This is a genomic window from Neoakkermansia glycaniphila (genome assembly GCF_900097105.1).
Classification (GTDB): domain Bacteria; phylum Verrucomicrobiota; class Verrucomicrobiia; order Verrucomicrobiales; family Akkermansiaceae; genus Akkermansia; species Akkermansia glycaniphila.
This window is the reverse complement of record NZ_LT629973.1, coordinates 2,175,772-2,189,419: the sequence shown is the minus strand read 5'-3', so window position 1 is coordinate 2,189,419 and position 13,648 is coordinate 2,175,772. Positions and strand designations below refer to the sequence as shown.

Here is a 13,648-nt window from a genome sequence, read left to right as displayed (position 1 = left end):
AGCTGCAGATTCATCATCAAACAATACATACTACACCATTGACAGCGGATTCGTAATCTGATAAAAGCTGCGCGCATTCTCTCATTTACATTCCGCATATTCTCACTCGCATGAAACTTTCATCATTGATTCTCAGCATGACTGCCATCTTGGGATTGCAGGCGTCCGCCGCCAATCTGCTCACATGGTACGACATGGGAGACACCGATCCCAATAACCCTTTCAAAAATGTGGCACCGGGCCGTTCTGGCGACAACACCTTCGGCGGCATTGATGCGGGCATCTACATGTCCACATTGGCAAAACCCGTCATTTCCGGATCTTCCTCCTACTGGAGCGTCAACAATAACCACGCGGTTTACAACGGCAATACGAACGGATATACGAGTACGAACATGGCCGTCAGCATGTGGATCAATCCCAACACCCTTCCGGCTGCCGATGCCACAAATCCCAGCTGGACGACCCAATGGATATTCGGAGGCGGTTCCGTCAACGGCAATGCACCCAAGCTCGGCATCGGTCCTGACGGTCAGCTCAAATTCTCCCTGCAAAACGACGGCGGGGCATCGCTCGCCTCCGCAGGCAACGTCATCTCCATCAGCAAGTGGACGCAAATCGGCTTCAGTCTGACCGCCAATCCTACCGGAGGAGCCAACACGCTGACACTCTATGTCAACGGTATCGCTGTCGCCAGCAACACCAATTACAACAAAGCGATGACGTGGAGCAACAAGAGCGCCCTCTGCGAAGGTGCCGATTCCACGACCAGCGGGCGCTACAACGGCGGTCTCGACGACGTCAAAGTCTGGAGCGTCACGGATCAGGCAGATGCCGCAAGCGCCATGCGCACGGAAGCGGGCCGCCTCATCCCCGAACCTTCCACCGTCACCCTCGGTCTCGCCGGACTGGCAGCCTTCATGCTGCGCCGCCGCCGCACGGTCTGACGCCCCGCATCAGGGAAAACATTTCCGATACGACAAGAGCCGGACCACACGTCCGGCTCTTTCTGCTTCCAGGCAACGCGCTGCCCTTGCGGTCAGGGCTTCATCTTCCGGTAACGGTAAGGAGCATAGCCGCACTCCTTCAGCCCCTCGGCCAGATAGATCGTCTCATAGCATTTCCACTGGGGAATGCCGCCTGCCTCCGCAGCATGGAAATACTTCTTCTCCGCATCGTGCCAGCCGAGAAACATCACCACATGCACCCCCTCGCGCAGCATGATATCCCCGGGCTGCATCTCCTTCACGGAAGTCAGCGGGCGGCAAAGAGCAGCCAGCTCGCGCGTCGAATACGGCTTCTCCAGCCGCCAGCAGCGCGAAACAAAGCCGGAGCAATCGACACCCGCCGCATAGCGGCTCACGGCATCGTCGTTCAGCCGCACCTTCTCCTCCGAAGAATAATCCCCCGCCACCACGAAAGCATCCTCCTGCAACCGCCTCAAATAGCCGCGAGGCGTATCGAACCCGCCCCACTTGTAGGGCATCCCCTTATTGGCCGCGTCCGTCCTCCACCAGAAGGCATCCCCTTTGCGCCAGGCCACTCCGGCATCCGGCGTATCCACGCGCAAACCGTCCGGATCCTTGCCGTGCAAGACATGCCGGGAATCCCCATGCCACACCATCCGCGTATAGGCGAGAGCCGTCTTCACCGCCTCACCCTGCCGCACTGAATGCGCCGGGCCGGGAATGGCCTCGGCCCGGGCGGGCACATCCGGCATACGGCTGCACGACACCGCACAAACCGCTGCCATGCAACAGAACCATCCGGCCAAAAAACTCCGCTTCATGGGCGGCATCATACAGCAGCCGCACAATCCACGCAAGAGCCTCACGCCGCCGAAATGCAAAATTCCGTGGCAGCAACGCGCTTTCTGCTCGCCGAACGGCACCCGCATGAGTAGAATCATACCAAATTCATTCCATCAACATCATGGCAGAAAAACTCATCATCATCGGCGCAGGCCCCGCAGGCTACACGGCGGCCATCTATGCATCCCGCGCGGAACTTTCCCCTCTTCTCTTCACCGGCTCCCAAATCGGTGGCCAGCTGACCACCACCACCGAAGTCGAAAACTTTCCGGGCTTCCCCGACGGCATCATGGGCCCCGAGCTCATGTTCAACATGCAGCAGCAGGCCGAAAAATTCGGCACCCGTTTCGCTTACGAAGACGTCACCTCCGTCACACGCGATGCCTCTACCGGCATCTTCACCGTCTCCACCCCCTCGCAGAACTATGAGGCCCAGGCCGTCATCGTCGCCACAGGCGCCACGGCCCGCTACCTGAACCTGCCCGGCGAGAAGGAACTCATCGGCCACGGCCTCACCGCCTGCGCCACATGCGACGGCGCATTCTACCGCAACGTACCCGTCTGCGTCGTCGGCGGAGGAGACAGCGCCTGCGAAGAAGCTGCCTTCCTCACCCACTTCGCCTCGGAAGTCTATCTCATCCACCGCCGCGACACCCTGCGCGCCTCCAAAATCATGGCGGAACGCACACTCGCCATGCCGAAAATCAAACCCGTCTGGAACAGCACCATCGCCCGCTACCACACGGACGACAAGGGAGAAGTATCCGGCATCACCCTGCAGGACCTCATCACCGGAGAAGAACGGGAACTCCCGGTCAAAGCCGTCTTCATGGCCATCGGCCACACGCCGAACAGCAAATTCCTCGGCGACCTCGTGGACATCGATGCACAGGGCTTCATCGTCCGGCAAGGCGGCACCACTGCTACCAAAACACCGGGCCTCTTCGCCGCCGGCGACGTAGCCGATCCCCTTTACCGCCAGGCCATCTCCTCTGCCGGGCTGGGTTGCGGCGCCGCCATTGAAGCGGAACGCTACCTGCACAGCATCTGACATCCGGTCGCAGCTTCCTACCGCCTCTCTCCTTATGTCGCAGGCCCTGAGCATCTTCGACATGTTCACCATCGGCATCGGTTCGTCGTCTTCTCATACCGTCGGACCGATGCGGGCAGCCCTCCGTTTCCGGCAGGCATTGCTACTCTCCCCCGAACTGCCCCACATCGCGGGCATCCGCGCCCAGTGCTACGGCTCCCTCGCCGCCACCGGACACGGACACGGCACGGATACGGCCATCATGCTCGGCCTCCTCGGAGAAGCTCCCGAAACGGTGAACACGCGGAAAATACCCGCCTACATCGCTGAACTGGAACAATCGCAAACCCTTCGGCTGACAGACGATTGCTCCCTATCCTTCATCCCCGCAAGAGATGTAGACCTCTCCAACCACATCCCCCTGAAACTGCACCCGAACGGCATGCACTTCTCAGCCGTCGATGCAAACAACGAAATCCTGTATGAAGAAGTCTTCTACTCGACAGGAGGCGGCTTCATCGCCACACAGGACGAACTGATCCACCCCGAACGGTACACCGCAGACATCGACGTACCCTTTCCCTACACATCGGCTGCAGAACTGCTCGAAATCTGCCGCCGGGAACAACTCTCCATCTCGGATGTCGTCTTCTGCAACGAACTGGCATGGCACAACGAACAGGAAGTCCGGGAACGCCTCGCCGCCATCTGGACCGCCATGCGCCAAAGCATCGCCAGCGGCATCCAGAACTCCGGCACCCTGCCGGGCCCGCTCCGCATCGAACGCCGTGCCAAAATCATGCGCCGTCGCCTGCTCATGAACGGCGAATCCCTGCTGCGGGATCCCCTCTCCATCCTCGACTGGGTCAACCTCTACGCCATGGCCGTCAGTGAGGAAAACGCCGCAGGAGGGCGCATCGTCACCGCCCCCACCAACGGGGCAGCCGGCATTCTCCCGGCCGTACTGAACTACGCCGTCAAATTCTGCACCTCACCCTACTCCGACGCCACGGACAAATTCCTCCTCACGGCAGGTGGCATCGGCGTCCTGTACAAACTGAACGCCTCCATCTCAGGCGCGGATGTAGGCTGCCAGGGCGAAGTAGGCGTCGCCTGCTCCATGGCTGCAGCCGCTCTCACCGAACTGCTCGGAGGCACCCCGGCACAGGCCGCCTGCGCGGCGGAAATCGCCATGGAGCACAACCTCGGCCTTACATGCGACCCCGTCTGCGGCCTCGTCCAGATTCCCTGCATCGAACGCAACGCCGTCGCCGCCGTCAAGGCGCTCAACGCTTCACGCCTCGCCCTCTGCGGCAACGGCAAATCCTTCGTCACCCTCGACCAGGTCATGAAAACCATGCTGGCCACAGGACGCGACATGCAATCCAAATACAAGGAAACGGCTCAGGGAGGCTTGGCTGTCAACGTCGTCAACTGCTGACGCGCCCCCTTCCCCCGCAAACAAAACGGGCACGGCTTCAACATCGCCGCGCCCGCCTTTCAAAAGCCGCTTTGAATCACATATTCAAAGGAAGAGGATCATCCGGAGCCACCCAGCCGGAACCGCTGTTCCTCGGAACAGAGGGCGCAACAGCAGGCATGGTGGCCGGAGAATTCACGTCCACCGTCGGCTTGGCTGCAGGCGGGTCATAGGCGCTCGGAGTCAATTGGGCCATCACCTCGCGGCGCACGGAAGGCACCGTCGATTCGCCACCGTGCTTCCGCACATTAAGACTGGAAGAACCGTCATCTTTCGTCGAAGAGGAACTGCCTGCCGCTTCCTTATCCAGCTCGGCGATATTGAGAGGATCCTCCCCGCCAAGAGCATAGCGTACAATCAGAGGCAACCGCTCCATCGGCAAATTGGCCAGAGGAATGCGGGCCAAACCTTCCGTATGGGCAATCGACAAATCCTTGCCATCGAATTTCTTGATAATCACACCCTGGTAGGAACGCCTGCCGTCCACCGTCGTCAGGGAATCAATCAGCAAACCGCTCATACGGGTCTGGGCAAGCTGCCTGTATTCGGCGTCCAGGGAACGCAGGGCATTGCGCTCCAGACTGATCGCCACATCCAAATCCTTGATGCGCTGCACGATATTCTGGAGGGAACGGGGATGCACCAGCAGCCTGTCCACCGTATCCGTATATTCCTGCAGGGATCTCGCATCCTCCTGCGACTTGAGGAAAGCTTCCTTCAACGTCTCGCGATGGGCCGAAAGCTTCGAATTCTCGGCACGCAGCTTGTCCACCGTTGTTTCGACGGGATAAGCCTTCCGCATCTCGTACACGACATAACCGGCCACACCGACGACCGCAATCACCAGCAACACCAGCACCGCATCGAACAACGAGGCCATCATGCCGCGCTTCCTGACCGGAACAGCCTTTTCCTCCGGATCCTTTTCCTTGGCGGGCTCTTTCGGAGCCGCTACAGCCGGCGCCTCTTCGACTGCGGGCGCTGCCACCGGCAAAGCTGCCGCCAGCTCCTTGGCAGGAGCTTCATTCACCGCCTCGGGTTCCGGAGCCGGAGGCGCGTAGCGGGTGAGATCGTCGTTTTTCTGTTCGCCGACGGATTCTGGGGAGAGTTCTTCTTTCATGGGGGAGATCAAAGGGTGGCAGGTTTCTTCAATTGCTGAAACTCTTCATTGCCCAAAAACTTCGCACGGCGGGCCTGCAGATCGTCCCGGCGCTCCTTCTTGGCTTCCTCGGCGGCATGCAATTCCTCGCGCCTGTCGGCATACGCCCGGCCGATCTTCTCCAGAGCAATGCCGTTTTTTTCCAAATCATCCGTCACAGGAAAATTCTTCACCGTACGCACCAGAGGCTCGCCGTACACTTCGTTCCTTTCGCGGGGCGAAGCGGAGGCAATCTCCTCGGACATCTCCCGGAGCTTATCCGTCAGCACGGAAGCCTGCTTCCGCAGCGTATCCACATGATCGACAGCCTTCTGCATCTCGCCGATCTGCGCCACGATCCTCGCATTGTCCTTCTTGAGCTGCTGCACTTCCCGCTCGTCGCTGCCGGCGGGATCGCATGAAGCCAAAAAGGCCACGGTGCCAAGGCACCCCAAAGAAGCCTTGAGGAGAGAATTCATTTTCACGGGAGCTATCATGAACAAAACGTCCGGAGAGGTCAAGCATCATTTGCATTTCTCTCCGCTTCCCGCACCTCCTGAGTGAGTTTCATCGCACAGAAATTCGGGCCGCACATCGAACAGAAATGCGCCTTCTTCGCCCCTGCATGCGGCAGGGTCAAATCATGAAATGCGCGTGCGCGGTGCGGATCGAGAGACAGATTGAACTGATCCTCCCAGCGGAACTCGAACCGAGCCTTCGACAAGGCATTGTCGCGCACCTGCGCGCCGGGATGCCCCTTCGCGATATCCGCCGCATGCGCCGCCAGCTTGTAAGTCACCACGCCCTCGCGCACATCCTCCCTGTCCGGCAGGCCGAGATGCTCCTTACGCGTCACATAGCACAGCATCGCACAGCCCTCCTGCGCGATGATCGCACCGCCCACCGCACCTGTAATATGGTCGTAGCCGGGAGCAATATCGCTCACCAGCGGCCCCAGCGTATAAAAAGGAGCCTCGAAACACCACTCAAGCTGCTTGCTCATATTCTCGCGGATCAAATGAAGCGGCACGTGGCCGGGGCCTTCGTTCATAATCTGCACCCCGCGATCCCAGGCTCGCTTCGTCAAATCCCCCTGAATCTCCAGCTCCGCAAGCTGCGAAAAATCGTTCGCATCCGCCACAGAACCGGGCCTCAGGCCGTCGCCGATGGAAATGCCCACATCGTAAGCCGCCAGCAGCTCGCAAATCTCGTCCCAATGGTCGTACAGGAAATTCTCCCTGCCATGGATCATGCTCCACTTCGCCATAATCGAACCGCCGCGCGACACGATACCCGTCATGCGGCGCGCCGTATGCGGCACGAAACGCTGCAGAAGAGCGGCGTGAACCGTCACATAATCCACCCCCTGCTCCGCCTGCTCGATCAGCGTATCGCGGAAAATCTCCCACGAAAGATGCTCCACCATGCCACCCACCTTCTCCAGACTCTGGTAAATCGGCACCGTACCGATCGGTGCCGGAGAATTGCGGAGAATCCACTCGCGCGTGCGGTGGATATTCTTCCCCGTCGAAAGATCCATCACCGTATCCGCACCCCAGTGAAGCCCCCAGCGAAGCTTCTCCACCTCCTCCTCAATACTCGAACCCAGCGCGGAATTGCCGATATTCGCATTGATCTTCACCAGGAAATTGCGCCCGATAATCATCGGCTCGCACTCGGGATGATTGATATTCGCCGGAATCAGCGCACGCCCGGAAGCAATCTCCTCGCGCACGAACTCGGGCGTAAAGAACGCAGGCATCCGCCCGCCCTTCCACGACTCGCCCACATGCTGGTAATCCAGCCTCGCGCGCTGCGTCAGCGAACGAGTCGAAAAACCGGGCTCCTTCTCCAGATCGGACGGCCTGCCCATCCCCGTACCGAGGTAATCAAGCACCTCTTGAGCCTCCTGCGGGCGTGACTTCTCCGAAGGGAAACGGTCGTACACCGCCTTGAAAGCCTGCTCGCGCCCCAGATTCTCGCGAATCGCCACATACTCCATCTCCGGCGTAATGATACCCTGCCGCGCATAATGCCGCTGCGTCACCGGCTTACCGCCCTTCCCTCGCAATGCCTTCCCCGTCAAACCGTCGTACACCTCCACATCGCCGCGCTCGGCAATCCACGGCTCGCGCAACTTCGGCAGCCCCTTCTCCACATCGCCGCTGAACGACTCATCGCCCCAGGGGCCGGACACATCGTAAACCCTCACAGGCTCGTTCCGCTCCTTCGTACCGTCCGGGAAAAGGGAATCCTCCAGAACCACTTCGCGCATAGCCACCTTCACGGAAGGATGCAACGTACCGTTCACATAAATACGGCGCGAACCGGGATATTTCAAATCATCGGTATTCATCATGTCTGTGCGTACTCTACTTGATCGACCATACAAGGGAAAGCTTATTCAAGCGGGAGCGTGTCAGCAGCTCGCACACCGCCTCCGCATTTCCGGCAGAACGGAATGCGGGAGCAAACGGGCAGAAATCTCCACCACCCCACAGCCCGGAACCATACGGAATGAACGTCATGCCACGGCACTCCCCCGCCTCGTCACCTCTGCGAATCCCGGCGCGCCGAAAGCACTTGATGATTGACTGCATGCAATGCCATCGCTAAACTGGCACCGTGCTTCTGGATAGAATATTCAAATGCTTCAAGAAAATCAGCTCCCTGTTCTCATGGACCCCTGGAGACATCGGCTTTACTCCATCCGCCGACCCATCCCCGAACACCAAATGGAAAAGAATCGCAGACCTCTATTTGGACAACATGAGCTACCAACGCATGTTTGATGGAAAAATCCATCAGAATGCCATCTACATACGCAAAGCAAATTCCGAGGAATGCTGGTACACCGGAATCTCCAACTTGGAAAAAAGCGGAGAATCCAGCAGACCCTTCCGCATGAAAAATTCGGGATACAAAGTATCTTTCGGATACGAATTCAATGAATTGATCGAATCGCTACTGGAAACATACGCACCTCAACCGCCCACCTCGAAGGACATCCTTGACACACCGCCTGAGCCGGATTACCCTTGAGCCATGCCCCTTGCCCGCACCCTGCTTCCGACTCTCGCCCTCCTCCTCTCCGGATGCTGGGGCGACCCCCACTACGAATCCTGCAACATGCTGGAAAAAAAGCCGCTGCCCGAAGACATCGTCGGCACATGGAACTCGTCGAAAGACTCCTTCAAAACCTCATGGTGCCCGCCATCCCTGAAAAACCAGCTGCAAACGCACCCGATGCAGCTCACCTTCAGCAAAGACGGCACCTTCCTCTACCGTAATTACTCCACGGAAAAAAGCTACTCCCCCGACACATGGAGCAAACTGGAAGACATACGAGGCACATGGGCAATCTACACATCCATCCCCGGCAGCGGAAGCACCTCATACGGCGTCAACCTGAACTTCCGCAAAAACGGAACGAACGAAACCGTCTCGGCCTCATTCTACGGCAAACGCCCCAACTGCCTCATCTTCACCCACGGAGACCCCGACAGCGGAGAAGCCTACTTTCTCGACAAAACGAAATAAGCCGAACAGCGGAAGCGCACTGCGCCGCAAGGCATTCATGACTTGACCTCCGCTCAGGATCGGGTACAATATCCGCGCTGTGTCTCCTCTGCTATACAAGATCGCGAAAAAGTGCCTTTTCCAACTGAATCCCGAAACCGCCCACACGATCACCCTCGCCGGGCTCCGCATGGCCGAACGCCTGCGCATCCTCGGCCTCATCGCCGGAACGCCTGAAAACGACCCGGTCGAACTCTGGGGCCTCAAATTCCCGAACCGCGTCGGCCTCGCCGCCGGCATGGACAAGGAAGCCGACACCATCGACGCCTTCGGCCGCCTCGGCTTCGGCTTCGTCGAAGTAGGCACCCTCACCCCCCGCCCGCAGCCTGGCAACCCCAAGCCCCGCCTCTTCCGCCTCATCCCGCAGGAAGGCATCATCAATCGCATGGGCTTCAACAACCACGGCATCGATGAAGGCGTCTGCAACATCGAAAAACAATCCACCTTCAAAGGCATCGTCGGCGTCAACATCGGCAAAAACAAAGTCACGCCGAACGACGAAGCCAACCACGACTACCTCTCCTGCCTCCGCGCCGCATGGCCCGTGGCGGACTACATCGCCGTCAACTTCTCCTCACCGAACACCCCCGGCCTCCGCGAACTCCAGAAGGCGGACAGCGCCGCGCGGCTCCTCGCCGTCCTCAAAGCCGAACAATCCAACCTCGTCAGCGACACCGGCAAAAAAGTTCCCCTCCTCATGAAAGTCGCGCCCGACATGGAGATCGACCAGATCAGGGAACTCAGCCGCGTCTTCCTCGACGGCGGCCTCGACGGACTCATCGCCACCAACACCACCCTCGGCCGCGGCGGCGTCGAGAGGCACCCGCGCCACCAGGAAGCTGGCGGCCTCTCCGGCAAACCTCTCACCAAACGCTCCACCGAAATCATCCAGGCATTCGCCGCAGAACTCGGAGGCCGCATCCCCATCATCGGCGTGGGCGGCATCATGACCGGAGACGATGCAGTCAAAAAACTCCGCGCCGGAGCCAGCCTCGTCCAGCTCTACACCGGATTCATCTACAAAGGCCCGAACCTCATCGGCGACTGCGTCCGCGCCATGCGCGAACAATCCCCCGCAGCGAAGGGAGGCGAAGCGTGAGCTTCGTCCACCTCCACACCCACACGGAATTCTCCCTGCTCGACGGCGCCATCCGCACGGACGAGCTCATCAAAAAGTGCGCCGAACTCGGCATGGACTCCGTCGCCATGACCGACCACGGCAACGTCTACGGCATTGTCGAAATGGTCGTCAATGTCAACAAGCACAACAAAAAAATCAAAGGCTACAACAAAGAGCACCCCGACTCTCCCAAGCCCCTCTTCAAAGCCATCCTCGGCTGCGAAGTCTACATGGCGCCCACTGCCCTCAACATCAGGAAACACCTGCCGGGCCGCCGCAAATACACCCACCTCACCCTCCTCGCCGAAAACGAAACCGGGTGGTTCAACCTCATCAAACTCGTCTCGCGCTCCCATCTCGAAGGCTTCTACTACAAACCCCGCGTAGACATCGACACCCTGCGCGAATACCACGAAGGCATCATCTGCCTCTCCGGCTGCCTCGCAGGCCCCATCAACGAATGGCTCCTCGTCGACCAGCCCGAAAAAGCCCGCGACACCCTCCTTGAGCTCAAAACCGTCTTCGGAGACGGCAACTTCTTTGTCGAAATACAGGACCACGGCCTCGACGAACAGAAAAAAGTCCTTCCCGAACTCATCCGCCTCGCCAAAGAGACGGACACACCCCTCGTCGCCAGCAACGACGTCCACTTCCTCACCCGGGCCGACCACGACATGCACGATGCCCTCATCTGCATCGGCACCAACGAAAAAATCGCCAACCCCAACCGCATGCGGTACTCCTCGGAAGTATACCTCAAATCCCCCGAGGAAATGAGAGCCATCTTCAAGGACCATCCCGAAGCATGCGACAACACCGTCAAAATCGCCGAACGCTGCAACGTCACCCTCAAACTCGACTCCACCAGCACGGAAAAATACCCCGAATTCGACACCCCGGACGGCTCCACCCGCGAAGAATACCTCCGTAAAATCTGCTACGAAGGCCTCGCCGAACGCTACGGGCAAGACCGCGCCGACAACGACCAGGAACTCCGCGCCCGCCTCGACTACGAACTCGGCATCATCAACCAGCTCAAATTCCCCTCCTACTTCCTCATCACCGCCGACTTCATCAACTGGGCCAAAGACCACGGCATCCCCGTCGGCCCCGGCCGCGGCTCCGCTGCAGGCTCCCTCGTCGCCTACGTGATGAAAATCACCGACATCTGCCCCCTCCGCTTCGGCCTCATCTTCGAACGATTCCTCAACCCGGAACGTGTCAGCCCTCCCGACATCGACATCGACTTCTGCCAGACCCGACGCCCCGAAGTCATCGAATACGTCCGTCAGAAATACGGCGAACGCGCCGTCTCCCACATCATCACCTACGGAACCCTCGGTGCGAAATCCGTCCTGCGCGACGTCGCCCGCGTCATGGACCTCTCCTACGGCGACGGCGACAAAATCGCCAAACTCATCGAAACCGGCCCCGGAGTCACCCTCAAAAAAAGCTACGAGCAAAACGAAGACCTCCGCAACCTCATCGCCGGCAGCGAAACATACACCCAGCTCTGGGACTACGCCACGCGCCTCGAAGGCCTCGTCCGCAACGTCGGCGTCCATGCCGCAGGCATCGTCATCGGCGACCGCCCGCTCGACGAACACGCCGCACTCACGCGCGACGACCTCTCGAACCCGCACGGCGCCGTCGTCGCCCAATGCGACATGTCCGCCATCACCGAAGTCGGCCTCTTGAAAATGGACTTCCTCGGCCTCAAAACCCTCACCGTCATGAGGGATGCCGAAGAATACATCCGCTGGAACGACCCGGAATTCGACATCACCCGCGTCCCCCTCGACGACAAGCCCACCCTCTCCCTCCTCAACCGGGGCGACACCATGGGCGTCTTCCAGCTCGAATCCGGAGGCATGGTCGACACCTGCCGACGCTACGGCATCCAGAAAATCGAAGACATCATCGACCTCCTCGCCCTCTACCGCCCGGGCGCCATGCAGTTCATCGACGAAATGATCCAGGTCAAAAAAGGCCTTCAGGAAGTCCACTACGAACACCCCCTCCTCGAACAGGTCAGCGGCGAAACCTACGGTGTCATGATCTACCAGGAACAGGTTCAAAGTGCCGCCAAACTCCTCGCAGGCTACACCCTCGGCGGAGCCGACCTTCTCCGCCGCGCCATGGGTAAAAAAGACCCGGAAAAAATGGCGCACGAACGCGCCAACTTCATCAAAGGCTGCGCCGAAACCAACCAGATCGACGAAAAACTGGCCGGAGCCATCTTCGACAAAATCGAAAAATTCGCCGGATACGGCTTCAACAAATCCCACTCCGCCTGCTACGGCCACATCTCCTACTGGACCGCCTACCTCAAGGCCAACCACCCCGTCGAATTCCTCTGCGGCCTCATGTCCAACGAAGCCAACAACGACAAAATCGGCATCTTCATTCAGGAAGCCAACCGCATGGGCATCGAAGTCCTCCAGCCCTGCGTCAACCACTCCGACGTCAAATTCAAACCCGAACAGCTGCCGAACGGCCGCTGGGCCGTCCGCTTCGGCCTGGCCTCCATCAAAAGCATGAGCGACGTCACCGTCCGGGTCATCACCGAAGAACGCAAAAAAAACGGCCCCTTCCAATCGCTGGACGACTTCTGCTACCGCATCGACTCGCGCGACGTACGCCGCAACCAGCTCGAAAGCCTCGTCCGCGCCGGAGCCTTCGACTGGACCCACCAGCCCCGGGCCGTCGTCTTCAACAACATCGAAACCGCCATCAACGGCGCATCCAGCATCCACAAGGACCGCGAAGTCGGCCAGGCCTCCCTCTTCGACATGATGGAAGCCACCTCCCTGCCCGAACCCGTCAAGGCCGTGCCCGAATGGGACAAGGAAGAAAAGCTCAACCTCGAAAAAGACCTCACCGGAGCCTACTTCAGCGGCCACCCGCTCGACAGCATGCGAGGCATCATCGACAACCCGAAATTCATCCAGATCGGCACCCTCGACGACACCCCCATCGTCGAACTCAAAGGCCCGCAGGACATGGCCGGCATGATCCGCCTCGTCACCGTCAAACTCTCCAAAAGCGGCCAGAAATTCGCCATCCTCACCCTCGAAGACTTCACCGGAAGCGCCGAAGCCCTCCTCTGGGGCGATGCCTTCGCCAAAGCTCAGGAACAGGAAGGACTCCTCGCCGTCGGCAACTTTATCAGATACCGCGCGCGCATCTCGGAAGACGACCGCACAGGCACCAAAAAAATATCCATCAACAGCATGGAATCCCTCAGCACCGCCTCCAAAAGGAAAAAGGCGGCCAATGCTCCGTATGAAATCGTCCTCTCCACCACGCGGCACGACGAAGCGGACCTGCAAAACGTCAAAGACATCATCCTGAAACACGCGGGCAAAACCCCCGTCATCCTCACCTTCCGCAACAGCCTCGGCAACCGCGCCAGCATCGAACTCGGAGACCGCTACCGCGTCACCCCGTCACCGGCTCTCGCCGAAGCCCTCTCCATGTACGCCTAACC

At 59.5% G+C, this 13,648-nt stretch carries 11 protein-coding genes; 7 read left to right on the top strand and 4 right to left on the bottom strand.

Annotated elements, in window-relative coordinates; all coding sequences use genetic code 11:
- Positions 1-137 precede the first annotated feature (137 nt).
- On the top strand, positions 138-947 hold the full coding sequence (locus PYTT_RS09215; protein WP_172801800.1) for a LamG-like jellyroll fold domain-containing protein: 810 nt from the start codon (positions 138-140) through the stop codon (positions 945-947).
- A 92-nt stretch (positions 948-1,039) separates the two neighbouring features.
- On the opposite strand, the gene PYTT_RS09210 is transcribed toward PYTT_RS09215, so the two are convergent.
- On the bottom strand, positions 1,040-1,909 hold the full coding sequence (locus PYTT_RS09210; protein WP_141675917.1) for an NlpC/P60 family protein: 870 nt from the start codon (positions 1,907-1,909) through the stop codon (positions 1,040-1,042).
- 23 nt (positions 1,910-1,932) lie between these two features.
- Between PYTT_RS09210 and trxB the strand changes: the two genes are divergently transcribed.
- Entirely contained in the window at positions 1,933-2,862 is a 930-nt protein-coding gene (gene trxB, locus PYTT_RS09205) for a thioredoxin-disulfide reductase (RefSeq protein WP_067777829.1), read from the top strand.
- A 34-nt stretch (positions 2,863-2,896) separates the two neighbouring features.
- On the top strand, positions 2,897-4,282 hold the full coding sequence (locus PYTT_RS09200; protein WP_067777828.1) for an L-serine ammonia-lyase: 1,386 nt from the start codon (positions 2,897-2,899) through the stop codon (positions 4,280-4,282).
- A 76-nt stretch (positions 4,283-4,358) separates the two neighbouring features.
- Here PYTT_RS09200 and PYTT_RS09195 read toward each other — a convergent pair whose 3' ends face one another.
- The 3 genes from PYTT_RS09195 to thiC are packed head-to-tail and all read right to left on the bottom strand — an operon-like array spanning position 4,359 to position 7,818.
- Complete coding sequence (locus tag PYTT_RS09195; RefSeq protein ID WP_067777827.1) at positions 4,359-5,441, bottom strand: hypothetical protein; 1,083 nt, start codon at positions 5,439-5,441, stop codon at positions 4,359-4,361.
- A gap of 8 nt (positions 5,442-5,449) precedes the next feature.
- Complete coding sequence (locus tag PYTT_RS09190; RefSeq protein WP_172801799.1) at positions 5,450-5,944, bottom strand: hypothetical protein; 495 nt, start codon at positions 5,942-5,944, stop codon at positions 5,450-5,452.
- Positions 5,945-5,976: 32 nt separating this feature from the next.
- Positions 5,977-7,818 carry a phosphomethylpyrimidine synthase ThiC gene (gene thiC / locus PYTT_RS09185; RefSeq protein ID WP_067777825.1) on the bottom strand — a complete coding sequence of 614 codons (1,842 nt, stop codon included), beginning with the start codon at positions 7,816-7,818 and terminating at the stop codon, positions 5,977-5,979.
- A 410-nt stretch (positions 7,819-8,228) separates the two neighbouring features.
- On the opposite strand from thiC, the gene PYTT_RS09180 reads away from it, so the two are divergent.
- The 4 genes from PYTT_RS09180 (at position 8,229) to dnaE (ending at position 13,646) form a co-directional block, all read left to right on the top strand.
- On the top strand, positions 8,229-8,501 hold the full coding sequence (locus PYTT_RS09180) for a hypothetical protein (RefSeq protein WP_156850358.1): 273 nt from the start codon (positions 8,229-8,231) through the stop codon (positions 8,499-8,501).
- Between the two features lie 3 nt (positions 8,502-8,504).
- Positions 8,505-8,999: a hypothetical protein gene (locus PYTT_RS09175; protein ID WP_067777823.1), complete on the top strand. Its 495-nt coding sequence runs from the start codon at positions 8,505-8,507 to the stop codon at positions 8,997-8,999.
- A 79-nt stretch (positions 9,000-9,078) separates the two neighbouring features.
- Positions 9,079-10,137: a quinone-dependent dihydroorotate dehydrogenase gene (locus PYTT_RS09170; RefSeq protein ID WP_067777822.1), complete on the top strand. Its 1,059-nt coding sequence runs from the start codon at positions 9,079-9,081 to the stop codon at positions 10,135-10,137.
- The gene (gene dnaE, locus PYTT_RS09165; protein ID WP_083077097.1) at positions 10,134-13,646 is read left to right on the top strand and encodes a DNA polymerase III subunit alpha; all 3,513 of its coding nucleotides are present in this window, start codon (positions 10,134-10,136) and stop codon (positions 13,644-13,646) included. Before PYTT_RS09170 ends, dnaE begins: the two co-directional genes overlap by 4 nt.
- Positions 13,647-13,648 lie beyond the last annotated feature (2 nt).